This is a genomic window from Catenulispora acidiphila DSM 44928, assembly GCF_000024025.1.
Classification (GTDB): domain Bacteria; phylum Actinomycetota; class Actinomycetes; order Streptomycetales; family Catenulisporaceae; genus Catenulispora; species Catenulispora acidiphila.
This window is the reverse complement of the sequence record NC_013131.1, coordinates 2,731,110-2,755,308: the sequence shown is the minus strand read 5'-3', so window position 1 is coordinate 2,755,308 and position 24,199 is coordinate 2,731,110. Positions and strand designations below refer to the sequence as shown.

The window sequence follows — 24,199 nt, the reverse complement described above, 5'->3', positions numbered from 1 at the left end:
AGCTCGGTAGGCGCGGTCGGGACATCGGCAGCAGACGCGTGGTGCGCAGAGCCGGGCACGCGGAGCCCGACAGGCGCAGTCGGGACATCGGCGGCAGACGCATCGTGCGCAGAGCTCGGGTCGCGGAGCTCAGCAAGCGCGGTCGGGACATCGGCAGCAGACGCATGGCGCGCAGGGCCGGGCTCGCGGCGCCTGGCAAGCGCGGTCGGGACATCGGCGGCAGCCGCGTGGTGCGCAGAGCTCGGCTCGCGGGACTCGGCAGGCGCGATCGAAACATCGGCAGCAGCCGCATCATGCGCAGAGCTCGGGTCGCGGAGCTCAGCAGGCGCGGTCGGGACATCGGCGGCAGCTGTGCCTCGCCCGGGGTTGAGCACATGGAGCGCGGCGGGCTCGCTCGCGTCCTGAGCGGAAGTGCCTGCGGATCCGGCTTCGAACCAATCTGAAGCTCCCGCCGTACCCGCGCCCTCCGCGCCCTCCGCATCCTCCTTCGGCAGGTGGCCGAAGGCCTCGCCCACCGGTCGCGGCGTGCGGGGTGCCTCGGTGGGGCGGCGTCCGCGGAACCAGTCGCGGTCGGGGGCGTCCCCTTGGCTCACGCCTGGGCCTCGGCGGCGCCGTAGAGGGCGAGGGCTTCGGCGGCGGTCTTGCGGACCTGGTCGGCCAGGGCCGGGGGGTCGACGATGCGGCCGTCGGCGCCGAGGCGGAGGACCAGGCGGAGGATGCGGCCCTGGTCGGGGGCTCGCAGGGCGATGCGCAGGCCGCCTTCGGGGAGTTCCTCGACGCCTTCGTTCGGGTAGTTCTCGGCGACCCAGCGGGCGTGGCGGGTCACTTCGAGGGTGACCAGGGGGTCGTCGGCGGCCGGGCGCAGGACGCCGTCGTCGAGGTCCTGGGGTTCGGCCGATTCCGGGATCTCGGCGGCGATGTCGAGGACGTCGATGGCCACTATGCGCGAGAGCCGGAACACGCGCACCGCCTCGCTGCGGCGGCACCAGCCCTCCAGGTAGGCGTGGCCGTCGGAGAGGATCACGCGCATCGGGTCCACGTCGCGCTCGGTGACCTGGTCCCGGGACGGGACGAAGTACTCCAGCCGCAGGCGGTGGCCGCTGTCCAGGGCCTGGCGGATGCGGTCCAGCACGGTGGCGCGCGCCTCGAAGGCGACCGTCACGCGCTGCGAGGCCTGCGCGCCGCGCTCGCCGGCGGCCTCCTCCAGCTTGGCGATGGCCCGCAGCAGGGCGTCGCGGTCGGCGACGCCGGGCAGCTGCGCCAGAGCGCGCAGGGCGACCAGCAGCGCGACGGCCTCGCGCACCGAGAAACGCAGAGGACGGACGATCGCCTCGGCGTTCTCCAGGTGGATGGTGCCGCCCTCGCCGATATGGGCTTCCATCAGGTCGTCCGGCAGACCGCCGGGCAACCCGCACATCCAGAGCGTCTCCAGGTCCTTGCGCAGCTGCTTCTCGGAGACGTTGAACTCCCCGGCCACCTCGGTCAGCTTCGCGCCCTCGTGCTCCAGCAGGTAGGGCACCAGGTTCAACAGCCTGCGGACCTGTGCCGCGGCGCCGCTCATCGGGAGGCTCCCGTCATCTCGCCCGTCATCTCCCCGGTGTCGGTGCGGATCGCCTGGGCGCCGATCCGGGCTCCGTGCTGCGTCATCTCGTCGCTCGCGGCCAGCGCGTTGCCGGCCACCGCCGCGCGCAGCCGGGCGATCACGGCGGCGCGCAGCTCCGGGGGGTCCAGGACCTGCACGTCGGGACCGAACTCGGCGAGCCAGCCGGCCATGCCGGTGTTGCGCGGTACGGACAGCACGTCCCAGCCGGTCGGCTCGCCGTCCAGCAGCTCCGGCTCGCACTCGGTGGCGCGGCGGCGCAGCAGGAAGCCGGTGTCGGCCTTCAGCCGCAGCCGGGCGGTGCCGACGTTGCGGTTCTGCTTCCAGGCGAAGTCGGCGACCTTGGCGTGCACGTCCATGTCGTCGGGCACCGCCTCGGTCAGATGCCCGGCCAGCAGCACCACCTCGCCGACGATCCGGTCCAGCCGGAACATCCGGTCGGCGCCGCGGTCGCGGTCGTAGCCGGCCAGGTACCAGTGCCCGCGCCAGGAGTCGATGGCCCACGGCTCGACCTTGCGCCCGACGGGGTCCACCTCGCCGGACTTGCGGTAGCCGAAGGACACCGGGCGCCGGTCGCAGATCGCCTGCAGCAGCGGTTCGAAGGCGCTAGTCTCGGTCCGCACCCGCGGCTCGATGCCGGATTGGCTGATGTCCCCGACCTCGATGCCCGCGCTCTTGAGCTTGAGCAGCGCCGAGGAGGCGTCGGAGGCCAGGACCGCCTGCTGCCAGAAGCGCGCGGCGACGCCGAGCACCGCCGCCTCGTCCCGCTCCAGGCGGATCTCGGGGAGGTTGTAGGAGTCCTTGGGGATGCGGTAGCCGATCTCGTCCTCGAACAGCGCGCTGTTGGTACCGGTCTCCAGGGGGATGCCCATCTCGCGGAGCTCGTCCTTGTCCCGTTCGAACATACGCTCGAAAGCGTCGTCCGTGGGGCACTCGCGATACGGCTCCAGGGTGGCGCGCAACCGCTCCTTGGTCACGTACTGCTTGGACGCGAGCAGGCAGATGACCAGGTTCACCAACCGCTCGGTCTTCGTGGCGGGCATCGAGGTTCTCCTACAACAACTCGGGTACGCGTGAACGGTAGCGCTAATAGGCGGGAGCGCGCAGCGTCGTACACATTGGCGAACACGAAAGTGTGACTGCGGGTCGGCTAGCGGGGTGTCACCGGGCCGGTAGCGTGGGTGGGTGATCCAGTGGCGGCGTGGGGTCGTGTCGGTTGTAGGCCGCGCTTGGCGCGGTTCCCTCGAGTTAGATGTAACGACCGCGGACGGGCGAATGTTCCGGGCGTTGGCATACCCGGAGCTGGTCGGACGCCCTGAGGTCGGCGACGAGGTGCTGCTCTCGGTCGCGGCTCTGGAGCTGGGGTTGGGGACCGGCGGGTACGCGCTGGTCGTGGCGATCCCCTCGCGACTCCCTGCGGACGCCCCCTTAGAGGGGCACATGGTGAAGGCGCGCTATACGCCGCTGCAGACCGTGGTGGACGGCGCGGAGGAACGCTACCCGGAGTTGGCGACTGCGTCGTCTTTGGACGGGATGCCTGTGGTGGTTGCCGACCTGCACTCGGCGCTGCCTGCGGTCGTTGCGGGGATTCGCGCGGAGCGTCCCTCTGCGCGCGTCGCCTATGTGATGACCGACGGAGGCGCGCTCCCCTTGTGGTTCTCCAGGGCGGTCGACGGACTGCGCGACGCGGGGTGGCTGGCAGCGGGGACCGTCACGGTCGGACAGGCGTTCGGCGGTGATCTGGAGTGCGTGACTGTATATAGCGGGCTCCTTGCGGCGCGCCATGTGCTGAAGGCTGACATCGCGGTCGTCACGCAGGGACCGGGGAACCTCGGGACCGGAACGGAGTGGGGGTTCTCGGGGGTCGCGTGCGGCGAGGCGGTGAATGCGGCGGCCGTCCTAGGGGGACGTCCTGTCGCCGCGCTAAGGGTTTCCTCTGGAGATGCCCGCGAGCGACACCACGGAGTGAGCCATCACAGCCTCACCGCATATGGAAAGGTCGCCTTGGCGCGCGCCGAGGTAGCACTGCCGGATGCGGACGACGCCTTCTGGCGTGCAGTGGCTGCGCAGGCTGCGGAGTTGGAGACGCGACATACGGTGGTTCGCGTACCGGTCGACGGACTGGATTCCGCCTTGCGTTCCTCTCCAGTGAAGCTGAGCACGATGGGCCGTGGTCTTGACCAGGACCACGCGGCGTTCCTCGCCTCGGCCTGCGCGGGCCGATTGGCGGCCACTGACAAGGTCTGAGGCAGAACACTTTCGCCGATCTCTGGTCACGGACCCCCCGTTGTCAGCACTATGGGATGCTGCACATTCGACAGGCGAGACCCGGGAGGGACGTTGGCCGTGGAAGAGGGCGTCGAAGAAGTCAAGGTCGACGTGGATCAGCTGCAGCACGTGGAGCACATCGTGCCCGACCGCAAGCTGCGCGCGGTTCCCGTCCTGCTCCTGAGCTGCATCGTGTTCGGGCTGGCCTCCGCGGCGTTCGCCTGGACGACGCTGCGTGTGCACGACCGCCAGATGTCGGCGGAGGCGAACGAGAAGGCGGTCGCGTTCGTGCTCGGGACGCCGGGCCTGCAGACCTCGGAGCAGCCCGCGACCGGCGGCGGCTCGGTGACCGCGTTCTACTCCCCCAAGCTGCACCGCTTCGCGATCACAGGCCACGACCTGCCCTCGCTCACCGGCGGCCGCACCTACGAGTTCTGGTACCGCACCAGCCCTGACGCCGCGCCGAAGCCGGTCGGCAACTCCCGCTTCAACGGCCCGCAGAACGACGTGGTCGTCGTCTCGCTCCCGGCCCAGGTCACCGCGGTGGAGGTCACGGTCGAGCCCTCGGGCGACGCCCACACGCCGTCCAGCGCACCGATCGCGGAGCTGAAGTTCGGCTAGCCGCCTACTCGGCGATCAGCAGATCACCGGCCAGCACCGCGAACAACGTCCCGGTCACGGCGTCGACGACACGGCGCGCCCGCGCATAAGCCGCAGCGATCCGCTTGGCGGAGAACAGGCACGCCACGAGCGCGTACCAGGCGACGCCGATCGCAGGAATCGCCACGCCGATCGCGGTGCGGTACTCCCAGTCGACGTGCGGCGGAAGCAGCGCGGCGAACACGCTGGAGAAGAAGACGGCAGCCTTCGGATTGCCGATGTTGCACAAGAAGCCGGCGCGGAAGGCCGACACGGCGCCCCGGGGACGAACACCGGTGGCGCCGGCGGCCGGACCATGCACCTTGCGGCGGGCGGCCGAGCGCAGGAGCTGGAAGGCGAGCCAGAGCAGGTAGGCGGCGCCGGCCACCCGAACCGCCTCGAACACCGGCTGGAAGCGAACAAGCAGCACGGTCAGCCCGACCAGGCTGGTGGTCGCCCACACCGCCATCGCCGCGGCGACGCCGAGCCCGACGAAGACCGCGTCACGGCGCGAGCGCGCGACCGAGGCATGGGAGACGGCGAGAAAATCGGGGCCCGGAATCAGCAGGGCCAGGGTCCACACGGTCAGCAAGGCGGCGAAGGACGCGACAGGCATAGGACGATGCTGCCACGCGAGCGCCGAGCTAAGACGGGTCCGCGGGGCTGCACCAGGCCACTCACCACCGATTGGCCTGCGATTGGCCTCGCCGATCAAATCCCCGGAATCGACCACACGCTGAACACGCCGATGGCCGTCCCGAAATCAGAACGGCCATCGAGGGCACTGCACTCAGCTCATGCCGAGCTCAGCTCACGCCGGAGCCCAGCCGGAGCTCGCTCAGCTCACGCCGAGTCTCAGCTCACGGTGGAGCTCAGCCTCAGCTCAGCCCACCTTGAGCAGGTCGACGACGAAGATCAGGGTCTCGCCGGGCTTGATCAGGGGGCTGGGGCTGCGGTCGCCGTAGGCGAGGTGCGGCGGGATGACCAGCTTGCGGCGGCCGCCGACCTTCATGCCGGCCACGCCGCGGTCCCAGCCGGCGATGACGCGGCCGCCGCCGAGGGGGAAGGCGAAGGGCTGGCCGCGGTTCCAGGAGGCGTCGAATTCCTCGCCGGTGGAGAAGGACACGCCGACGTAGTGCACCGTGACCTGCTGGCCGGCGGCGGCCTCGTCACCGGTGCCGACGGTGATGTCCGTGATCTCCAGGTCCGCCGGGGGCGGGGAGTCGGGGAAGTCGATCTCAGGCTTGTCAAGACTCATGGGCTTGCTGTTCCCAATCCTGTCGGTGATGGACTCCTCGTTACGCTATCAGGGCGCCCCTGGCCGCCCCGCCGGTGCTAGCGGGCGTCGAGGATGTCCACCACGAACACCATGGTGTCCGTGCCCTGGATGCCGGCGTCGGGCTGGCCGGCGGTGCCGTAGCCCTTGTCCGGCGGGACCACGAGCAGCACGCGGGAGCCCACGGTCTGGCCGATCAGGCCCTCGTCCCAGCCCGGGACCACGGCGCCGATGCCGATCGGGGTGGCGAAGACCGACTTGCTCTTGCTGAAGGAGGAGTCGAAGATCTGGCCGGTGCGCCAGATCAGGCCCTCGTACTGGACCACCAGGATCTGGCCCTTCTTCACCGGGGCGCCCTTGCCGACGATCACCGGCTTGTACACCCCGGCGGTCGGCGGCTGCTTGCCGGCCGGGATGGTCACCTTCGGGTCGTTCGGGCCGACGGTGGTGGCCACGGTCGGCAGCGCCGGGTCGTTCAGGACGCCGGGACCGGCCGGGATGTCGGCCTGGGGCGAGGGGTACACGCCGATGACGTCCAGGTCGAAGATGATCGTGTCGGTGCCGGTGATGGTGATCTTGCCGTCGGTGGTGCCCTTGGAGCCGAAGGCCAGGGCCGGCGGGACGGTCAGCTCCACCCGGCTGCCGGCGCTCTGACCCTTCAGGCCCTGCTCCCAGCCCGGGAGCATCTGGCCGGCGCCCTCGACCTCGGTCACCGGGTGCTGCCCCTGGTCGTAGCTGCTGCCCAGGTCCGAGCCGTCGCGCCAGAGCTTGGCGGTGAACTGCAGGACCACCGCGCTGCCGTCGGTGACCTTGGCGCCGTCGCCGGGGATCTTCACCTTCACGCCGAGCTTGCCGTCGGGCTGGCCGGCCGGCACCTGGATGCTCGGGCGGATGCCGATGGCCTGGGCGACCGGGGCGCCGGAGGTGGCCGAGGGCTTCGGCGCGGCGGGCTTGCTCGACGAGCAGCCGGCCAGCAGCACCAGGCCGGCGGCGAGGCCGGCGAGGGCGGTCTGGGTCCGGCGGGCGGCCACGGAACGGCGCACTGGGAAACCTCGAATCGGGCGCGGAGCCGGGACCTGGACGAGCACCCGGCAGGGCGTTGCGACGTGCGGTGAGATGATCACACGTCTGGGGACCGCACCACACTAGCGCGACCCGCCCCCGGCCGGAGCCGGGAACGGGTCACGATGAGGCAAATCCGCCAGAGCTGCTCACCAGCGGGTCACGACGAGGCAAACCCGTCAGAACGACTCACCAGCGGCTCACCGGGCTCACAGGGCTCACATCGAGGAGATGAGCTTCTCCACGCGCTCGTCCACCGAGCGGAACGGGTCCTTGCACAGCACGGTGCGCTGCGCCTGGTCGTTCAGCTTCAGGTGCACCCAGTCGACGGTGAAGTCCCGCCGCTGTTCCTGCGCCCGCTTGATGAACTCCCCGCGCAGCCGCGCCCGGGTGGTCTGCGGCGGGACCGACTTGGCCTGGAAGATCTCCAGGTCGGTGGCGGTCCGCTCGACCATGCCGCGCTTCTCCAGCAGGTAGTACAGCCCGCGGTTGCGCGAGATGTCGTGGTAGGCCAGGTCCAGCTGCGCCACCCGCGGGGCGGACATCGCCAGGTTGTTCTTGGCCCGATAGCGCTCGATGAGCTGGTACTTGATGACCCAGTCGATCTCCCGGGAGATCAGGTCCAGGTCGCCGGTGTTCACCGCGGTCAGCGTGCGCTCCCACAGGTCCAGGATCCGGTCCACGGCGCCGGTGCGCAGTCCGCGCTTCTCGGCGAAGTCCCGGGCCTTGGTGAAGTACTCCTCCTGTATCTCCAGCGCGCTCATCTCGCGGCCGTTGGCCAGGCGGACCTTCTTCTGGCCGGTCATGTCGTGGCTGACCTCGCGGATCGCCCGGATCGGGTTCTCCAGGGTCATGTCGCGCAGCGTCGTGCCGGCCTCGATCATCCGCAGCACCAGGTCGGTGGCGCCGACCTTGAGCAGCATCGTGGTCTCGGACATGTTGGAGTCCCCGACGATCACGTGCAGCCGCCGATACTTCTCGGCGTCGGCGTGCGGCTCGTCGCGGGTGTTGATGATCGGCCGGGACCGGGTGGTCGCCGAGGAGACGCCCTCCCAGATGTGCTCGGCGCGCTGGGAGACGCAGTACACCGCGCCGCGCGGGGTGGCCAGCACCTTGCCGGCGCCGCAGATCAGCTGCCGGGTGACCAGGAAGGGGATCAGCACGTCGGCCAGCCGGGAGAACTCGCCGTGCCGGCCCACCAGGTAGTTCTCGTGGCAGCCGTAGGAGTTGCCGGCCGAGTCGGTGTTGTTCTTGAACAGGTAGACGTCCCCGGCGATGCCCTCCTCGTGCAGGCGCCGCTCGGCGTCGGCCAGCAGACCCTCCAGGATCCGCTCGCCGGCCTTGTCGTGGACGATCAGCTCGCGCACGGAGTCGCACTCGGGGGTGGCGTACTCCGGGTGCGAGCCGACGTCCAGGTACAGCCGCGCGCCGTTGCGCAGGAAGACGTTGCTGGAGCGCCCCCAGGACACGACGCGGCGGAACAGGTAGCGGGCGACCTCGTCCGGGGACAGGCGGCGCTGTCCGCGGAACGTGCAGGTGACGCCGTATTCGTTTTCGAGCCCGAAGATCCGCCGGTCCATGTTGACCACCTTATGCCGCGTTAGACTTTGATCCGCGTCAGACCTCTGCGTCGTGGTTTCGGCTGCCGCAGATGTCAGGACTCCTCAGGAGTCCCGTCCTCGCCGAGGATGTCGTCGACGGCGCCGAGCACGTCGCCGTCGTCGGCGGGCACGGACTTGGCGGCCGGCGGGTTCGTGGTGCCCGTCTGGCCGGCGTCGCCGCCCCCGTTCTTCGCCCCGTCCTCACTGTCGCCCTCGCCCTCACCGGCACTGTCGCCGGCGACGCCGAGCAGCCGGGCCAGCGCGTTCTCCGAGATCCGCCGGAACTTGCGCGCCTGGGTGCGGGTCCGCTCCAGGACCGCGACCTCCAGCTGGTTCGGCGCCAGCGTGCGCGGCTCGGTGCCGTCCCGGCCCAGGGCGTCGACCGCGGCGTTCAGGACCGTCTCCAGCGCGGCGTTCTCCTCGTAGGAGGACTCCAGCACCTGGGTCACCGCGTCCGCGGCACCGCCCAGGACCTGGAAGCCGCGGATGTCGGTGACCTGGCCGTCGAAGGTGATCCGGTAGCCCTGGTCGTCGGCGGCCGCCTCGCCCACCTCGGCCACGGCGAGCTCCACCTCATACGGCTTGCCCGCGCCCTCGCTGAACATCGTGCCCAGCGCCTGGGCGTAGGTGTTGGCCAGCGCCCGGCCGGTGACGTCGCGGCGGTCGTAGACGTAGCCGCGCATGTCGGCGTGCCGGACGCCGGCGATGCGCAGCTGCTCGTACTCGTTGTAGCGGCCGGCCGCGGCGAAGGCGAGGCGGTCGTAGATCTCGGAGATCTTGTGCAGGGCCCGCGACGGGTTCTCCCCGACGAACACGATGCCCTTGTCATAGAAGATGACTGCCACGGACCGGCCACGCGAGATGCCCTTGCGGGCATACTCGGCCCGGTCCTTCATGATCTGTTCGGGCGAGACGTAGAACGGCGTCGTCACGACGGGTCACTCCTGACTGGGACCGAGGTGTCTGCAAGATGGGGGTAAGAGTGCTGCGACCGCCAAGCTATCGCTATCGCAGCGGGGAGCGGGGTCCGTCCGGCACCACACGCCGGGCGTCCATGATGCTTTCCACGAGTGTGGACAGCTCCTCGTCCGGCAGCCGCCGGTAGCCGTCCTCGGTGACCACCGCGACGACGGGGAAGATCTTGCGGAACAGGTCGGGGCCGCCGGTGGCCGAGTCGTCGTCGGCGGCGTCGTAGAGCGCCTGCACGGCCGCGACCGCGGCGTCCTCGGCGGTGAAGTCCGGGCGGAACAGCTTCTTGAGCGCGCCGCGGGCGAACATCGAGCCGGAGCCGACCGAGTAGAAGTCGTGCTCCTCGTACATGCCGCCGGTGACGTCGTAGCTGAAGATCCGGCCCTGGCCGGTCTCCTCGTCGTAGCCGGCGAACAGCGGGACCACGGCCAGGCCCTGCATCGCCATGGCCAGGTTGCCGCGGATCATGGTGGCCAGGCGGTTGGCCTTGCCGTCGGTGGAGAGCGTGACGCCCTCGATCTTCTCGTAGTGCTCCAGCTCCAGCTGGAAGAGCCGGACCACCTCCACGGCCAGCCCGGCGCTGCCGGCGATGCCGACCGCGGAGAACTCGTCGGCCGGGAAGACCTTCTCGATGTCGCGCTGGGCGATGAAGTTGCCCATCGTGGCCCGGCGGTCCCCGGCCAGCAGCACGCCGCCGGGGAAGGCGATGGAGACGATGGTGGTGCCGTGCGGCGCGATGTCGCCGGCGGCGCTGGCCGAACCGAGGCCGCCCGGAAGGGGGCGCCCGGAAGGCAGGTACTCGGGGGCGAACCCCTTCAAGAACTCGCTGAAAGAGGAGATGCCGGGCGTGAGGAACGCCTGCGGCAGACCGCCCCGAGAGCCCCAGTCCGCGTTGGATTCCACTTCAGCAATCCCCTTCTATCAAGATTCGTACGAAAACGGTCCGTGACGTGCTGCGACCCTAGTAGATCGCGAACCTCACTGGCCACCCTTCTGGACGAAGCCCCGCACGAAGTCCTCGGAGTTGGCCTCCAGCACCTCGTCGATCTCGTCCAGCATCGAGTCCACGTCCTCGGAGAGCTTCTCCTGCCGTTCCTGCAGGTCGCTGCTCGCCTCGGGGGTGGTTTCCTCGACCTCTTCCTTGTCGCGGTTCGCATGCTGCTGGCCGCCGCGTTCGTCCGCTGCCATCTCAGCCCTCTCCCACTCCTCGGCAAGGTTGCCGATCTTCCTCACTCTAGCTTCAACTTCCCCCGAACGGGGGTATTCCACGCGTGATCGCGATGCCAATTAGAAGAGCGGTGCGTAGCACCTCACTAACGGGCGGTGGTGGGCTGGCGGGCGGGATAATTACGTTTGTGGAATTCGTCGGACCAGCGCCGAAGCGGCGCTGGTCCGGATGATGGAACGTTTCGTCTCAGCCCTCGGTCAAAGCCCGTACCAGATCCTCCGCGGTGCGGCTCCGATCGATCAACGCTTGGACGTGCTGTTTGGTTCCCCGCGTCGGCTCCAGCGTCGGGACCCGCTGCAGCGACTCCCGGCCGGGCACGTCGAAGATCACCGAGTCCCAGGACGCGGCCGCCACGGAGTCGGCGTACTTGTCCAGGCACCGCCCGCGGAAGTACGCCCGGGTGTCCTCCGGCGGGTGGTCCACGGCCGCGCGGATCTGCTCGTCGGTGGTGATGCGCTCGAAGCGCCCGCGGGCCGCCAGACGCTGGTACAGGCCCTTCTCCGGGCGGACGTCGGAGTACTGCAGGTCCACCAGCTCCAGCCGCGAGGAGTCCCACTCCAGGCCGTCGCGCTTGCGGTAGCCCTGAAGGATCTCGTACTTGGCGACCCAGTCCAGCTCCCGGGACAGCGACATCGGGTCCGACTCCAGCCGGGTGAGCACCGACTCCCAGCGCTCCAGCACGTCCTTGGTGACGTCGTCCACGTCGGAGCCGTAGCGGTCCTCCACGAACTTGCGGGCCTGCTCGCAGTACTCCATCTGCAGCTGCACCGCGGTCAGCTTGCGGCCGCTGCGCAGCGTCACGAGCTGGCGCAGGGTCGGGTCGTGGCTGACCTGGTGCAGGGTGCGGACCGGGGAGTCCACCGACAGGTCGGTGGACATGAAGCGCTCCTCGATCATCGCCAGGACCAGCGCCGTGGTGCCGGTCTTGAGATAGATGGAGATCTCGGCCAGGTTCGCGTCGCCGATGATGACGTGCAGCCGGCGGTAGCGCTCGGGGTCGGCGTGCGGCTCGTCGCGGGTGTTGATGATCGGGCGCTTGAGGGTGGTCTCCAGGCCCACCTCGACCTCGAAGAAGTCGGCGCGCTGGGAGATCTGGAAGCCGTGCGCGCGGCCGTCCTGGCCGACGCCCACCCGGCCGGCGCCGGTGACCACCTGCCGGGAGACGAAGAACGGGGTCAGGTTGCGGACGATGTCGGCGAAGGGCGTGCTGCGCTGCATGAGGTAGTTCTCGTGCGAGCCGTAGGAGGCGCCCTTGTTGTCGGTGTTGTTCTTGTACAGGTTGATCGGCGCGGTGCCCGGGATCTCGGCGGCCCGGCGCGAGGCCTCGGCCATGATCCACTCCCCGGCCTTGTCCCAGATCACCGCGTCGCGCGGGTTGGTGACCTCCGGGGAGGAGTACTCGGGGTGTGCGTGGTCGACGTACAGCCGCGCGCCGTTGGTGAGGATCACGTTGGCCAGGCCCGCGTCCTCGTCCGTCAGCTGGCTGGCGTCGGCGATGTCGCGGGCCAGGTCGAAGCCGCGGGCGTCGCGCAGAGGGTTCTCTTCTTCGAAGTCCCAGCGCGCCCGCCGCGCCCGGTGCATGGCCGCGGCGTAGGAGTTGACGATCTGGGACGAGATCAGCATCGCGTTGGCGCCGGGGTTCCCTGGTACAGAAATGCCGTACTCGGTCTCGGTGCCCATGATTCGCCACACGCTCATACCGGCCACCTTATTCCGCGGGGGTGACGTGTGGCAGTGCCTTGTGCACGGTTTTTACTGGGGTGATGGGTTGCCACTCGGTGTGTGTACCCGTGCGGTGATCAATGAATCGTCGCTGCGGCCCAGCTCACCCGGCCCTGACAAAGCACGCAAAGCACGCGCCGCCCGCGCGCTGTCGGGTGACAGCACGCGGGCGGCGCGCGATGGTGCCCGGGTCTACAGGTACTGGCCGGTGCTGGCGATCGTGTCGATCGAGCGGCCGGTGTCACCTCCGCGCTTACCGGTGACCAGCGTGCGGATGAACACGATCCGCTCGCCCTTCTTGCCGGAGATGCGGGCCCAGTCGTCGGGGTTGGTGGTGTTCGGCAGGTCCTCGTTCTCCTTGAACTCGTCGACACAGGCGCCGAGCAGGTGGGAGACGCGCAGACCCTTCTGCTTGTGGTCCAGGAAGTCCTTGATCGCGGACTTCTTGGCCCGGTCCACGATGTTCTGGATCATCGCGCCGGAGTTGAAGTCGCGGAAGTACATGACTTCCTTGTCCCCGTTGGCGTAGGTGACCTCCAGGAACCGGTTCTCGTCGATCTCGCTGTACATCCGCTCGACCGTGGCCTGGATCATCGCGGTGACCGTCTCCTGCCGGTCCCCGCTGTGCTCGGCCAGGTCGTCGGCGTGCAGCGGGAGCTCGGTGGTGACGTACTTGCCGAAGATGTCCTTGGCCGCCTCGGCGTCCGGACGCTCGATCTTGATCTTCACGTCCAGCCGGCCCGGGCGCAGGATCGCCGGGTCGATCATGTCCTCGCGGTTGGAGGCGCCGATGACGATGACGTTCTCCAGGCCCTCGACGCCGTCGATCTCCGAGAGCAGCTGCGGGACGATCGTGTTCTCCACGTCGGAGCTGATACCGCTGCCGCGGGTGCGGAACAGCGAGTCCATCTCGTCGAAGAACACGATGACCGGGGCGCCCTCGCTGGCCTTCTCGCGAGCCCGCTGGAAGACCAGGCGGATGTGCCGCTCGGTCTCGCCGACGTACTTGTTGAGCAGCTCAGGGCCCTTGATGTTGAGGAAGTAGCTCTTGACGTTGTCCGAGCCGGTCACCTCGGCGACCTTCTTGGCCAGGGAGTTGGCCACCGCCTTGGCGATCAGGGTCTTGCCGCAGCCGGGAGGGCCGTAGAGCAGGACGCCCTTGGGCGGCCGGAGCTTGTGCTCCTTGAACAGGTCAGGGTGCAGATACGGGAGCTCGACGGCGTCGCGGATCAGTTCGATCTGGCCGTCCAGCCCGCCGATCTCCAGGTAGGAGATGTCCGGCACCTCCTCGAGTACGAGGTCTTCGACCTCGGACTTGGGGATGACCTCGTAGACGTAGCCGCTGCGGGGCTCCATCAGCAGCGCGTCGCCGGGGCGCAGCTTGACGCCGGACTCCAGCAGCGGCTCGGCCAGGCGCACCACGTGCTCCTCGTCGGTCCGGCCGGTGACCAGGGCGCGGCTGCCGTCCTCCAGGATCTCCTTGAGGCTGACGATCTCCCCGACGCTCTCGAAGCCGAACGCGGCGACCACGTTGAGCGCCTCGTTCAGCATGACCTCCTGGCCGGGGCGCAGGGTGCCGCCCTCGATGGAGGGGCTCACCGACACCCGCATCTTGCGGCCGCCGGTGAAGATGTCGGCGTTGCCCTCGCCGACGTCCTCCAGGAACACCCCGAAGCCGCTGGGCGGCTGGGCGAGCCGGTCGATCTCCTCCTTCAACGCCACGATCTGGTCGCGCGCTTCGCGAAGCGTCGCCACCAGCCGTTCGTTCTGGCTCGTGAGCCCGGCCACAGTGGCCTGCAACTCGTTGATCCGCTCCTCCACGGCCCGTCCGCCCCGTGGGGCGTCCGCGGCGTCGCGAAGTCGGCGCCGCAGGACGGCGATCTCCTGCTCCAGGTACGTGACCTGGGCAGCGAGGTCGTCCGACCCGCGCGCCGAGCGGCCGGCGCCCTCGCGGATGTCGTCGTCGTGTGCTGGCACGGTCCTCACCTCCCGCCGGAAGCTGCGATGCTCAAGAACTTCCTTGCTGCTGTCCTGCCTAGCGGAAGCGTTCTTGAAACCGCTGAATGTTGTGCAGTTGCCACCGAGACCGGGAGCGGCATCCCCCGCGGGTCCGGAACTCGGGTGCTCGTCGTTGGAACAACAAGGTCTGTCGTCATCACGATTCCCCCTCACTCGGCTGGTTATGTGGCCGGCCCGGAGTTGTGATCCCGATCCTTGCCGACTGGTCTTGCTTTGTCGAGGACGATTGGATCAACGAGCGAGGGCGCCGGATGGTTCTCCCCGGCTCCTTGGTAGCGTCATGATTATGACCGTCACCACTGACACGGATGCGCTTGAGGTATGGATCGATCACGATCTGTGCACCGGGGACGGCATCTGCGCGCAGTATGCGCCGGACGTGTTCGAACTCGACATCGATGGTGTCGCTTATGTGAAGAACGGCCCGGACGCCGAGTTGCTCACCGGCGCCGAGGCCCGGGTCCCCGTGCCCTCGGATCTGGTGCTGGCCGTGATCGACTCGGCCAAGGAGTGCCCCGGGGAGTGCATCCACGTCCGGCGCGCCGGCGACAAGGTGCTGGTCGCGGGTCCGAACGCCGAGGACGCTTAGCACGGCGCGCGGCGCACAAGGCACAGCGCACGAGCTGGACGGCGGCAGACCAGTTCCGCCCCAGCTCGGCACCAGCTCCTGCCGCCGTCACGCCCCCTCGTGCCCGACCCGCGAGTGCGCCTCCATCCGATGGCGCACCCCGCGCTCCAACCCCGTTTGCTTACCCCAACCGATAACCCAGACGCTTCATGCGGCATCTAGGTTGCCAGTCATTTTGGCGTTCGCTCGATCGGGTGACCACCTAGGTCGTAGGACTGAGCGAGGACCGGCAGCAGCCGGACCGGACCGGCCACCGGGTGCAGCCGCTCCGGGGCGTCGGTGTGGATCGGCACCACGGTCCGCGGCGCGACGCGGTGCACCAGTGTGTGCAGGTCATCGGCGGTGGCGTGGCCGAACGAGCCGATCCGGCGCAGCGGGATGCCCAGGACGTCCAGCCACTCCGTGAACAGCGGCCAGCGCGACTCGAACGGTCCCAGCGGCTCGCCGTTGGCGTGCAGCCACACCGTCCGCTCTCCGACCGGCAGGTCCGCCAGGTCCGGGATGCCGCGCAGGTCGCGCAGATCCGGCTGGTAGACGAAGCCTCCCGGGTCGTCCTTGAGCGCCTGCAGCCCGACCTCGGAGAAGGCGAGCACGTCCTGGACGCCTAGTTCCCGCAGGAACACCGCGACCGCCTCGCCCCAGACGATCTTCCGTCCGGCGGCGCCGGCGACCTCGATGAACTCCGCGACCCGCTCCAGGTCACGCGGGTACATCGCCAGCAGCACCAGGTCCCCGCGCGCCTCCTCCAACGCCGCGGCGAAGTCCCGGACGACGTCCTGCTCGGTGCGGACCGGGCCGGGGAACACCGGCAGACCCAGCGCCGTGCCCTCTGTGACGAACATCTCACAACCGGCTGCGCGCTCGGCCAGGCGCCAGGCGCGCTCCGGCGCGCGGCCGTGGAACCGGATGTCGCCGGTGAAGGCCAGCACGCCGTCGGAGGTGGTCACCAGGTAGCCGCTGGCACCGGGCACGTCGTGGTCGACCGTGACGCGCTCGACGGTCAGCGGGCCGAAGCACGCCGACTCCTCCTCGGCCAGCGGGCGCCAGTCCGGGTCGCCGCCGGGCAGGCCGTCCCCGGCGGCGGTCAGCGCCCGCATCACCGCGACGGTCTCCGGGGCGGCGTGGACCTCGATACCGGGCCGCAGGGCTCCGACGAGCCCGCAGTGGTCGATGTGCGCGTGGCTGACGAACACCGCCGTGGCCGGGCCGTCCTGCGCCAAGGGGTCCCCCGGCTCGAGCATCGCCGGGTCGTAGACCCCGGGCAGCCGCGGCGCCGCGCCGACCCGCAGCCGGTCGGCGAGGTAGCGGTGCGGCCGGGGCACGACCGGCGGGCGGAACAGGTCGGTGCCGCGGGGGATGTCGAGCCCGAAATCGAGCAGGACGCGGTGGTCGCCCTCGGTGATCAGGACCTTGCTGGAGCCGATCACGCCGACCCCGCCCCAGAACTCGACGGTTGCTGCCATGGAGATACGTGTTCTCTTCCTATTTATTGGGTTATGAGCGCGCGAGCCCAGGCGAAGACGCCGGGCAGGATGTCCTCGACCACCGCGGCGGTCACCGTCGCGGGACCGTCGGCGCGGCCGAACCGGTCGATGTAGCCGGCGCGCGCGCCGACCGCCATCGCCGGCTCGATCTCGTTGACGTAGTGGTCGCCCAGCGAGAAGAGCTCGCCGGGCTCCCGGCCGGCCAGCTCCGCGGCGATCCAGCGCCGCAGTCCCTCGGGCTTGTTGGCGCCGGAGACGACCTCGGCGAACAGCGCGCCGATGCCGAGCCGCTCCAGAAGCGGCGCCAGTCCCCCGGCCGGGCTGTTGGTCGCCAGGACCACCCGGACTTTGCCGCGCAGCTTCTCGATCGCCTCGACCAGCGCCGGGACCGCCGTGACCTGGCAGGCGGCCGTCAGCATGTACTGCCGGCTGGCCAGGAACGCCTCCTCGGTGGCGGCCGGGGCGACGCCGGACAACGCCGCGAGTCCGGCCGCGGCGCCCCAGGCGTCGACCGAGCCGCGCAGCACGGCGGCCGCGGCCTCGTCGGCGACCCGGTCCGCTGCGGCAATCCCGCGCTCCAGGTAGGCCTCGAACAGGTCCAGGAAGCGCCCGCGCCACTCGGCGGGCAGGCTGCCGGCGGCGTGTTCGGCGTAGAAGCGGACCGGGCTGTCGTCGCGGTAGACGGTGCCGTCGAAATCCACGACCAGGATCGGCCGGCGGTCCGGCGCGGTCGGCTCCGGCGCGGTCAGCTCAGCCACGGACGCCTCCGGCCGCCGAGAGCGCGCCCCGGATGAACTGCCGCTGCAGGAGCAGGAAGAACACCATGACCGGCAGCGTGGTGAACGTGACCGCGGCGGCCAGGCCCGGGAAGTCGGTGCCCTCGGCGTTGGCGAAGGTGGACAGCCCGACCTCGACCGGCTGCACCGTGCTCGAGGACTCCATGTTGGAGCTGGTCATGATCACCGGCCACAGGAAGGAGTTCCAGGACCCCATGAACACGTTGATGGCCACGATGACCAGCGCCGGGCGCACCATCGGCACGCCGATCGAGCGCAGGAAGCGCAGCCGCGAGGCGCCGTCCAGCGCCGCGGCGTCCAGGATCTCCGAGGGCATGGTCAGGAAGAACTGGCGCACCAGGAAGATCCCGAACACGCTGGCGCCCCACGGGATGATCTGGATCCAGTAGGTGTTCAGCAGGTGCAGGTCGTTGGCCAGCACGTAGTCCGGAATGATCAGGACCGTGCCGGGCATCATCAGCACGGACAGCACGACCAGCGTCAGCACCTTGCGGCCCGGGAAGCGCAACACCCCGAAGGCGAACCCGGCAAGCAGCGAGGTGACCAGACACAGCGCCACCGTGCACGATGCGATCAGGATCGTGTTCGCGAACAGCCGCGCCCACGGCGCCGCGTGCCAGGCGCGCGACCAGTTGGACCAGTCCCAGTGCGGCACCAGCACCGGAGGGAAGTCGCTGAACTCGCCGGGATGCCCGAGCGAGATGACCACCGTCCAGTAGAACGGGAAGACGAAGGCCAGGCCGATGGCGACGGCGACCGCGCGCCGGGCCCATCGCCCGGCGCGCTTGGATCCCGCCATGCCCCGGGAGGCAGAGGGCTTGCTCACCCCTGTGCCTTCGCGGCGGCGCAGGCGGACTGCGCGGTGTTCAGCGCGTCAGAGGGCTGCTTGCCGTTCTCCAGCGCCTCCTGGATCGCGGTGGCCTCATAGCCCTGGCACTGGAAGATCCAGGAGAAGCCGGGCAGGGTGAAGGCGGTGTCGAGCTCGGAGACCGCGGCGGTCTCATACGGGTTCTTGGCCACGAAGGCCTGCAGCACCGGGTCGGAGAGGGCCTGGCTGGTCACCGGCAGGTAGCCGGAGGTCGCCGCCCACTGCGCCTGCTCGGCGGGGCTGGTGATGAACTTCAGGAACGCCCAGGCCGCCGCCTTCTGGTCGGCGCTGGCGGATTTGAAGACCACTATGTTGGTCCCGGTCAGCTGGTTCACGGCGCCGGCCGGGCCCGAGGGCAGCGCGCTGATGCCGAGCTTGAACTTGCCGCCGACGGTCTTGTTCTCGAAGCCGTAGCCGGCCGCCGAGGAGATGTCGAACATGCCCTTCTGGGCGCCCAGCGCGGTCTCGCCGGGGTAGTTGGTCCCGGTCGCCAGCGCGTTGGCGTCCTTGAGGTCCTTCATGTACTGCAGGGCCTTGACCACGCCGGGGTCGTTCAGGTGCGGGGTGCCGTCGGCGTCGTACAGGGTCGCGCCGTTGGCCTTGGCCAGGATCTCGAACCACTGCGTGCCGTACTGCGCGGCCTTGGCCGAGCCCGGGTCGACCGTGGAGCCGGTGACGCCGTCCTTGGAGACCGCCTTCATGACGCTGGCGTAGTCGTCCCAGGTCTTGGGCTCGCTCTGACCGTCCTTGGCCATCAGGTCGGCGTTGTAGAACAGGATCAGCACGCTCTTGTTGAACGGCCACATCCAGGTCTTGCCGTCCGGCAGCTTCATGTCGGCCTGGATGCCCTTGTAGAACGTGGACATCGCCGGCGGGGTGTCGGTCCCGGCCAGGTCGCTGATCGGCGCCAGCACGCCGGAGGACTGGAAGTAGGAGGCCCAGCTCTCGTAGGCCTGGCCGATGGTCGGGGCGTTCCCGGCCTGCACCTCGGCCTTCTCCTTGGTGTACATCGTGGCGTAGTCCGGCTCGCCCTGGAGCTTGACCGTGATGTTCGGGTACTTGGCCTGGAAGTCCGAGACCAGCTTGTCCATCGCCGGCTTCAGCGTGCCGATCGTCATCGCCTCCTCGAAGGTGATGGTGACCGGGCCGGCGGGCACCGCGAGCTCGGTGCCGGAGCCGGTGCTCTTGGCGGAGGAGCCGCCGTCGGACTTCGGCGTGGAGGTCCCGCCGCCGGCACAGGCCGTGGCGGTCAAGGCGAGGGCGGCCAGGCCGGCGGCCGCGGTGATGCGCTTGCGCATGGGTCTTCGGTCTCCCGATGTCGAGGGGTGGGGTGGCGGTACGGGTTCGGTGCCGGTACGGGTTCAGACGAGAGCGTGCGAGTCGCCGCCGGCAGCCGTGCGGCGCCGGACGAGCGTGAAGAAGACGGTGACGGCGAACAGGACCACGGCCAGCGCCGCGCCGTAGCCGGTGTCGCTCAGGACGAAGGCCTCCTGGTAGACCAGGTAGCTCAGGGTCGTGGTGGCGTACGCCGGGCCGCCGTTGGCCAGTTGGTAGAACTGCGTGAAGGCCTGCAGCGAGGTGATCGCGGTGATGGCGACGACGAACACGGTGACCGGCTTGAGCTGGTGCCAGGTGACGTGCCAGAACTCCTGCCACGCCGAGCAGCCGTCGACCCGCGCGGCCTCGGACAGCTCGTTGGACAGCGTGGCCAGCCCGCCGAGGAACACCACGGTGGTGAACCCGACCTCGTGCCACAGGCTGTAGATCACGACCGCGGGCATCGCCGAGGACGAGGACTGCAACCACTGCGAGGTCGGCAGGTGCAGGCTGTGCAGGACCCAGTCGGCCAGGCCGAACTTGTCGTTGAAGATCCAGGTCCAGATCATCGAGGTGGCGATGATCGGCGTGGCGTGCGGCAGGAAGATCGCCGCGCGGGTGCCGTTCAGCAGCGCGCCGCCGCGCTGGAGCAGCAGCGCCAGACTGAGCGAGATCACGGTCCCGCCGACCACCATCGCGCCGGTGAAGTACAGGGAGTGCCACAGGCTGCTGAGGAACGTCGGCTGCGTCGCGTCGAACAGCCGCGAGTAGTTGCCCAGGCCCTTGAACTTCGACAGCGCCGGGTTCAGCGCGTTCCACTTCCACAGCGAGACGTAGAACGTGTACCCGGTCGGGATGATCACGAAGGCCAGGAACACGAGCACGGCCGGAGCCGAGTACGCCCAGCCCCAGCGGGTGGAGCGGAAGTCGCGGGCCGCCCGCCGGCGCTGGGGTCCGGACGGTGCGGCGGCGGTCTTGGCGGCCTCGGTCGTTGCGGTCACGGCACGAAACTGTCGCGGGTCCGAGTTGCGTTCCCGCGACGTTTCGGTGAACAGATGACTACAAGGCTTCTTATATTCGCGATCTTGTGATGTCCTGGAATGTTGGCCAGTCCCTATCTCGGGACCCAGTTCCTCCAGGCCGTGCTTCGCCCTGCCCGCGAGCGGACAGAGCGGGTGTTACGGCAGCACGCGGCGCGCGACCGAACTGGTCACCGTGCCGTCCTCGTTGAACTCCGGGTCGGCGACACTCCCGGCGGCGGGCGTGGCGCCCTCGGCGGCGTAGTCCGCGGCGTACGCGCCCTTGGACGGCCGGCGCCGCCGCACCGGCGGGGTCACCCCGTCGGCGAGCCGCCGCGCGGTCACCAGGAAGCCGGTGTGCCCGATCATGCGGTGGTCCGGGCGCACCGCCAGGCCCTCGACGTGCCACCCGCGCACCATCGACTCCCACGGCTGCGGCTCGGTGAAGGCGCCGTGCGTCCGCAGCGTCTCCACGGTGCGGGACAGCTGCGTGGTGGTCGCGACGTAGCAGACGATCACGCCGCCGGGCACCAGCGCCTTGGCGACCGCGTCCACGCAGTCCCACGGCGCCAGCATGTCCAGCACGACGCGGTCGACCTCCTCGTCGACCAGCTTCTCGGCCAGGTCGCCGATGGTCAGCTCCCACGCCGGGTGCTCGGCGCCGAAGAAGGAGCGCACGTTCTTCGCCGCGATCTCGGCGAACTCCTCGCGGCGCTCGTAGGAGTGCACGCTGCCGGAATCGCCCACGGCCCGCAGCAGCGAGCAGGTCAGCGCCCCGGAGCCGACGCCGGCCTCGACCACGCGGGCGCCGGGGAAGATGTCGGCCATCTGCACGATCTGGCCGGCGTCCTTGGGGTAGACCACGGCCGCGCCGCGCGGCATCGACAGCACGAAGTCGGACAGCAGGGGACGCAGCGCCAGGTACTCGTTGCCGCCGGAGGTCTTCACGACCACGCCCTCGGGCGAGCCGATCAGCTCGTCGTGCTCGAAGGAGCCCTTGTGCGTGTGGTACTGCTTGCCCGCCTGCAAGGTGATGGTGCTCATCCGGCCCTTGGCGTCGGTGAGCTGAACCTGGTCGCCGGGCTTGAAGAGGCCGCGGCGGTGGTCCGCGCCGGTCGGCTCGGAGGGGGGCGCTGAGGGCGTGCTGTCCATCCCTTCAGCCTACCGGCGCTGCTGGTCCCCCTAGACCGGCATGCGTCTAGACCGGCATTCGGCGCTGGGCCGGCGGCGAGGGCGGGCTCGGCGGCTTGCCCAGGAACGCCGCCTGCACGTCCGAGGCCGCCAGCACCCCGACGATCTCCCCGGTCGGCTCGACGACCAGGTACTCCGGGGCGGGGTTGGCGCGCAGCACGTCCAGCAGCTCCTCGCCGGTGAGGTCGGCGGCCACTATCAGGTTCGGGTCCAGCGGGCGCGCGACGTCGCCGGCCTCGATCCAGGGGCGGCGCTGCTCGGGGGTGGCGATCACCTGCGCCTCGTTCACCAGGCCGGTGGGGCGCTCGTTGCCGTCGACCAGGACGATGCCGCGGGCGTTCACCTCGTGCGCGCGGCGCAGCGCCTCGGCCAGCGGGGTGCGGGCCTCCACGCTGATCGCGCGGCGGGTCATCCGGCGCGCCGACAGGCCCGGGATGCGTTCGCGCAGCTTGGCCACGACCAGCGCCTGGGTCGCGCCGAACCAGATGAACATCGCCATGAAGACCGCCAGGCCCAGGCCAAAGGGCTGGATGTTCCCGTCGCGGACGTAGATCAGGTTCATCACGACGAACACCGCGATCGCCAAAACCCGGCCGGCCCACGCGGCGGCGAGCGTCCCGGTCATCGGCTTGCCGCTGGCCTTCCAGACCGCGGCGCGCAGCATCTGGCCGCCGTCCAGCGGTAGCCCGGGGAGCAGGTTGAACAGCGCGACCAGCAGGTTGGAGGCCCAGAAGCCGAAGATCAGCGTGGCGGCGACCTTCTGGCCCAGGCTGACGGTGTCGTCGTGCGGGATGACCTGGTAGATCGCGAACCCGATGCCGGCCAGCGCGGCGGAGGTCAGAGGGCCGGCGAAGGCGATCCAGAAGGCCTTGCCGGGGGTGTCGGACTCCTTCTCGATCTCCGAGACGCCGCCGAGGAAGTGGATGACGATGCGGCGCACCGGCAGGCCCAGGCGCTTGGCGAGGGCGGAGTGCGCGAGTTCGTGGACCACGACCGAGGCGTACAGGAACACGGCGTAGGCCAGGGAAAGCACGTACCGCCAGCCGCCGAGCTCGTTGCCGAAGTCGTTGGTCGGGTCGGAGGCGTCCCCGGCCTGCGGAGCCAGCAGGACTGTGATGAAGGCGGCGACGACGAACCAGGACGGGGAGACATACAGCGGGATGCCGAAAGGCCGCCCCAGGCGCAGGCCCGGACCTCGGGCGACCTGCGGGCGGCCGGACTTGCCGCCGTCGTCACCCGAGCCGGCGCCGCCGGCGCTCTGCCTGCCCTCGTCTTCCGCCACGTCTTTGACTCTATGCGCAGGCGAACTTGCAAGACCACTCACCGCGCGGGCGATCTCGTCACACGGCGTGCCCGCCGCCGGGGATGTCGGTACCGACGAGTAGGGTCGAGGCCCATGGACGCGATGGACGCACCGGCGACGACGGGCCCTGTGACGACGACGGCCGGCGCGCCTGATCCGGTGGTGGGGGCTGCCGCGACGGTGGGTGTTCCGGTGGCTGCCACGACGGCTGTGACAGCGCCGGTTCCGGTGCCGGCCACGACGACCGTGAACCTCCCGATGGCGCTCTCCCCGTCCCGCGCGGCGGACTTCATGACCTGCCCGCTGCTGTTCCGCTTCCGCGTCATCGACAAGCTCCCGGAACGCAAAAGCGCCGCCGCGACCCGCGGCACCCTGATCCACGCGGTCCTGGAGCACCTCTTCGACCTGCCGACCGGCCAGCGCACCCCGACCTCGGCCTCCGGCATGCTGTCCCCGGAATGGGAGCGCATGGTCCAGGCGGACCCGGAGCTGAAGGCGCTCGCCGAGGAAGCAGGCGGCGACGAGGCGTGGCTCAAAGGCGCGGTAGACCTGCTGGAACGCTACTTCCGCCTGGAGGACCCGAACCGCCTGGAGCCGGCGGAGCGCGAACTCTTCGTCCACGCCCGCATCGCCGACGGCCTCCTCCTGCGCGGCTTCGTCGACCGCCTCGACGTGGCGCCCAACGGCGCGCTCCGCGTGGTGGACTACAAAACAGGACGCGCCCCGGGCCCGGCCTTCGAAGGCAAAGCCCTGTTCCAGATGAAGTTCTACGCCCTGGTCCTGTGGAAGACCCGAGGCGTGGTCCCCCGCCGCCTGCAGCTGATGTACCTCGGCGGCGAAAGCCAGATCGTCACCTACGACCCCGACGAATCCGACCTGCGCGCCACCGAACGCAAGGTGGCCGCCCTCTGGAGCGCCATCCGCGCGGCGGCGGAGCGCGGCGAATGGCGCGCGAACCCCTCGCGCCTGTGCGACTGGTGCGATCACAAGGCCCTGTGCCCTGAGTTCGGCGGCACGCCGCCGGTACTGCCGCCGGTGGAGCTGGTCGAGGCGTCGGACGCGGTGCCGGGGCAGCGAGGTCGGAGCGCGGCGGGCACTGCGACTGCGAGTGATGCCACAGTGAGTGAGCAGAGCGAACCAGAAGACTGATTCGAGAGAAGAGCCGCCCTCGGCAATCCAAAAAGGCGTCGGCCCGCCGCTGGTATCGA

22 protein-coding genes are annotated in these 24,199 nt (G+C 69.9%); 4 read left to right on the top strand and 18 right to left on the bottom strand.

Going from position 1 to position 24,199, the window contains the following annotated elements; genetic code table 11:
• Positions 1-589: 589 nt before the first annotated feature.
• Positions 590-1,561 (bottom strand): helix-turn-helix transcriptional regulator, encoded by a 972-nt coding sequence (locus tag CACI_RS12130; RefSeq protein WP_012786646.1) that lies wholly within the window; start codon positions 1,559-1,561, stop codon positions 590-592.
• Positions 1,558-2,643: a helix-turn-helix transcriptional regulator gene (locus CACI_RS12125; RefSeq protein ID WP_012786645.1), complete on the bottom strand. Its 1,086-nt coding sequence runs from the start codon at positions 2,641-2,643 to the stop codon at positions 1,558-1,560. Before CACI_RS12125 ends, CACI_RS12130 begins: the two co-directional genes overlap by 4 nt.
• Before the next feature lie 142 nt (positions 2,644-2,785).
• On the opposite strand from CACI_RS12125, the gene CACI_RS12120 reads away from it, so the two are divergent.
• Positions 2,786-3,847 (top strand): DUF3866 family protein, encoded by a 1,062-nt coding sequence (locus CACI_RS12120; protein WP_012786644.1) that lies wholly within the window; start codon positions 2,786-2,788, stop codon positions 3,845-3,847.
• 99 nt (positions 3,848-3,946) lie between these two features.
• Positions 3,947-4,489: an anti-sigma factor gene (locus CACI_RS12115; protein WP_012786643.1), complete on the top strand. Its 543-nt coding sequence runs from the start codon at positions 3,947-3,949 to the stop codon at positions 4,487-4,489.
• A 4-nt stretch (positions 4,490-4,493) separates the two neighbouring features.
• Here the strand turns inward: CACI_RS12115 and CACI_RS12110 are convergent, their stop codons facing one another.
• From CACI_RS12110 to arc, 9 genes are all read right to left on the bottom strand, one after another.
• Positions 4,494-5,123 (bottom strand): LysE family transporter, encoded by a 630-nt coding sequence (locus CACI_RS12110; protein WP_012786642.1) that lies wholly within the window; start codon positions 5,121-5,123, stop codon positions 4,494-4,496.
• Positions 5,124-5,390: 267 nt separating this feature from the next.
• The gene (locus tag CACI_RS12105) at positions 5,391-5,765 is read right to left on the bottom strand and encodes an FKBP-type peptidyl-prolyl cis-trans isomerase (RefSeq protein ID WP_012786641.1); all 375 of its coding nucleotides are present in this window, start codon (positions 5,763-5,765) and stop codon (positions 5,391-5,393) included.
• Between the two features lie 77 nt (positions 5,766-5,842).
• Complete coding sequence (locus CACI_RS12100; RefSeq protein WP_012786640.1) at positions 5,843-6,826, bottom strand: FKBP-type peptidyl-prolyl cis-trans isomerase; 984 nt, start codon at positions 6,824-6,826, stop codon at positions 5,843-5,845.
• Between the two features lie 237 nt (positions 6,827-7,063).
• Positions 7,064-8,425 carry a Pup--protein ligase gene (gene pafA / locus CACI_RS12095; protein WP_012786639.1) on the bottom strand — a complete coding sequence of 454 codons (1,362 nt, stop codon included), beginning with the start codon at positions 8,423-8,425 and terminating at the stop codon, positions 7,064-7,066.
• A gap of 74 nt (positions 8,426-8,499) precedes the next feature.
• Positions 8,500-9,378, bottom strand: coding sequence for a proteasome subunit alpha (prcA, locus tag CACI_RS12090; protein WP_012786638.1), 879 nt, complete (start codon positions 9,376-9,378; stop codon positions 8,500-8,502).
• Positions 9,379-9,451: 73 nt separating this feature from the next.
• On the bottom strand, positions 9,452-10,318 hold the full coding sequence (gene prcB / locus CACI_RS12085) for a proteasome subunit beta (protein ID WP_012786637.1): 867 nt from the start codon (positions 10,316-10,318) through the stop codon (positions 9,452-9,454).
• Between the two features lie 75 nt (positions 10,319-10,393).
• On the bottom strand, positions 10,394-10,603 hold the full coding sequence (locus tag CACI_RS12080) for a ubiquitin-like protein Pup (protein ID WP_012786636.1): 210 nt from the start codon (positions 10,601-10,603) through the stop codon (positions 10,394-10,396).
• A gap of 226 nt (positions 10,604-10,829) precedes the next feature.
• Positions 10,830-12,341, bottom strand: a complete 1,512-nt coding sequence (gene dop, locus CACI_RS12075; protein ID WP_012786635.1) for a depupylase/deamidase Dop — start codon at positions 12,339-12,341, stop codon at positions 10,830-10,832.
• A gap of 216 nt (positions 12,342-12,557) precedes the next feature.
• The gene (gene arc, locus CACI_RS12070; protein WP_012786634.1) at positions 12,558-14,342 is read right to left on the bottom strand and encodes a proteasome ATPase; all 1,785 of its coding nucleotides are present in this window, start codon (positions 14,340-14,342) and stop codon (positions 12,558-12,560) included.
• Between the two features lie 322 nt (positions 14,343-14,664).
• Between arc and CACI_RS12065 the strand changes: the two genes are divergently transcribed.
• Complete coding sequence (locus tag CACI_RS12065; RefSeq protein ID WP_012786633.1) at positions 14,665-14,973, top strand: ferredoxin; 309 nt, start codon at positions 14,665-14,667, stop codon at positions 14,971-14,973.
• 209 nt (positions 14,974-15,182) lie between these two features.
• On the opposite strand, the gene CACI_RS12060 is transcribed toward CACI_RS12065, so the two are convergent.
• From CACI_RS12060 to CACI_RS12030, 7 genes are all read right to left on the bottom strand, one after another.
• Entirely contained in the window at positions 15,183-16,475 is a 1,293-nt protein-coding gene (locus CACI_RS12060; RefSeq protein ID WP_012786632.1) for an MBL fold metallo-hydrolase, read from the bottom strand.
• A gap of 23 nt (positions 16,476-16,498) precedes the next feature.
• Complete coding sequence (locus tag CACI_RS12055; protein ID WP_012786631.1) at positions 16,499-17,254, bottom strand: HAD family hydrolase; 756 nt, start codon at positions 17,252-17,254, stop codon at positions 16,499-16,501.
• Positions 17,247-18,119, bottom strand: coding sequence for a carbohydrate ABC transporter permease (locus tag CACI_RS12050; RefSeq protein WP_012786630.1), 873 nt, complete (start codon positions 18,117-18,119; stop codon positions 17,247-17,249). Before CACI_RS12050 ends, CACI_RS12055 begins: the two co-directional genes overlap by 8 nt.
• Positions 18,116-19,459, bottom strand: a complete 1,344-nt coding sequence (locus tag CACI_RS12045) for an ABC transporter substrate-binding protein (protein WP_012786629.1) — start codon at positions 19,457-19,459, stop codon at positions 18,116-18,118. Before CACI_RS12045 ends, CACI_RS12050 begins: the two co-directional genes overlap by 4 nt.
• Before the next feature lie 63 nt (positions 19,460-19,522).
• Complete coding sequence (locus CACI_RS12040; protein ID WP_012786628.1) at positions 19,523-20,479, bottom strand: carbohydrate ABC transporter permease; 957 nt, start codon at positions 20,477-20,479, stop codon at positions 19,523-19,525.
• A 177-nt stretch (positions 20,480-20,656) separates the two neighbouring features.
• Positions 20,657-21,649, bottom strand: coding sequence for a tRNA (adenine-N1)-methyltransferase (locus tag CACI_RS12035; protein WP_012786627.1), 993 nt, complete (start codon positions 21,647-21,649; stop codon positions 20,657-20,659).
• 46 nt (positions 21,650-21,695) lie between these two features.
• Complete coding sequence (locus CACI_RS12030) at positions 21,696-22,970, bottom strand: site-2 protease family protein (protein ID WP_012786626.1); 1,275 nt, start codon at positions 22,968-22,970, stop codon at positions 21,696-21,698.
• A gap of 114 nt (positions 22,971-23,084) precedes the next feature.
• On the opposite strand from CACI_RS12030, the gene CACI_RS12025 reads away from it, so the two are divergent.
• The gene (locus CACI_RS12025) at positions 23,085-24,140 is read left to right on the top strand and encodes a RecB family exonuclease (protein WP_012786625.1); all 1,056 of its coding nucleotides are present in this window, start codon (positions 23,085-23,087) and stop codon (positions 24,138-24,140) included.
• The last annotated feature ends 59 nt before the right edge of the window (positions 24,141-24,199 follow it).